Origin of the sequence: Aneurinibacillus aneurinilyticus ATCC 12856 (assembly GCF_000466385.1) — a bacterium.
In the GTDB taxonomy this organism is placed as follows: domain Bacteria; phylum Bacillota; class Bacilli; order Aneurinibacillales; family Aneurinibacillaceae; genus Aneurinibacillus; species Aneurinibacillus aneurinilyticus.
In genome coordinates, this window is sequence record NZ_KE952729.1 from 1 (window position 1) to 1,758 (window position 1,758).

The 1,758-nt window shown below is 37.0% G+C and carries 2 protein-coding genes; both read right to left on the bottom strand.

From position 1 onward, the window contains the following. Positions 1–94: 94 nt before the first annotated feature. Entirely contained in the window at positions 95–856 is a 762-nt protein-coding gene (locus HMPREF0083_RS06470; RefSeq protein WP_040301746.1) for an HAD-IIB family hydrolase, read from the bottom strand. 246 nt (positions 857–1,102) lie between these two features. Beyond that, positions 1,103–1,758 (bottom strand): transcriptional regulator (locus HMPREF0083_RS28675; protein WP_040301748.1); only part of this gene is annotated, 656 nt, incomplete at its 5' end.

Consider the following 1,758-nt stretch of genomic DNA (forward strand, 5'->3'; position numbering starts at 1 on the left):
TTTGATCCCTGTCTCAAAAACGGGGGTCAGTCCCTGCAAAGGTAATTGGGCTTTACTTATATTGCTATTATACTTGTAATAGCTTGTGCTTTGTCTAAACGAAGGCGGCACTAAGCTCTTGCAGTTTTGATATAATATTTTTCTCGATTTGTTCGTCAACTAAGATTTGCTCTTTTGCTATCATAAGAAGGGGTTCATATTCCCCAATAAGTACGGAATGGTGAGCTTTTTTGAACAAAGGAAGATCATTCATGTCATTTCCAAAGCAAATAAACGGTTCTAAGGGAAGACCAGATTGTTCCAAAGCGATCATTTTATTTACACCTTTATAGGTTATATCCAGAATGCCCTCTGCAGAATGGTAATGAATCGTAACATCCAATTGTTTTATTCTCTCGGCTAGTTCTGTAAAATGATTGCAGGATAAGACAACAATTTTAATAAAGGACTCTATCTGCTCTATTTCTATACGATTAGCCAATTTATACGGGTCAACATTTTTGAGAAAAGGATGATATTGTTCAAAATTACAAGCATAGTTCCATTTATCATCAATAAGATATTCAGCATGGTAGTCATCCAGTATATGGATGATTTCTTCGGCTAATTCGGTAGGGATCGGGGAAAACTGATAGGGGCTTCCCTCGTAATACGTCATTGCTCCGTTCGCGCCAATCAAAAGATGCCTTTTGAATCTGTCATCTAAAACGGGTAGCATATCACGGCAAGGCCGTGCAGAAGCAAAGCCGACAAAATGACCGGATTCCTGTAATTCCAATAAAAAATGTAAAATGTTTTTTGAGATAGGCTGTCCATTAAAGCAAATCGTTCCATCCATATCAAAAATAAAGTTCATGTATATAACCACCTTCATTATGTATGATATACATACATAGTAGATGGATCTGCTTTGCTGTTAAAGGGACAGAATCAATATAGTCAGTGGGACAAAATAAGACAATTTTATACGCCTGTTGATTATCCATAAGGTGGAAGAAAGAAGGTGCACGCGTCGGCGTGTTCCCTCGTCTTTCTCACGAGGAAGAGACACGGCCGCTTTGTGGCGCTGGATCATACTGGATAATCAACACCCTTGACAATTTTATTCAAACCAGGCTTCAGCCAGCAGCTTTATACCATTGTGAATATCATTGGCGCTTAGAGCTCCATAACCTAGCAACACTGTTGGATATTTTTTTTCGGTATGAAACCAATATCTTGATGTACCATAGACTTTTACCCCTTTTTGTATGCCTAGCCCAATTAATTCAGCTTCTGTTTTATCTGTTTTTACTGTTAAAAAAGTATGCAGACCCATGTCTTTTCCTTCAGCTTTGGCCACGTGTTTCATATATTGGGATATAGCCTCAAAAAAAACTTTTCGTTTCTCTTCGTATGTTTCCCGCATTTTTTGTAACTGTTTATACCAATAGCCATCGGATAAATATTGTGAAAAAGTTAATTGATCAAGCCTGGAAACAGGCTGATCATATTCTGCCACTTTTGAGTGAAATAAGGATAGCACATCATAAGGAAGCACAAGATAGCTCAAATTGAAAACAGGTACTAATGCTTTAGAAAGCCTGCCAATATAAATTATCTTTTCAGGATATAAACTTTGAATGGAGGGCAAGTAATCATTTTGATATTTAAACTCCCATTCATAGTCATCTTCTATAATATATGCATTTGAATGAACCCAGGCGGCTAATTGATGTCTTTTATTTTTATACGAAAATGTTCCCCTTAAAGGCAAAA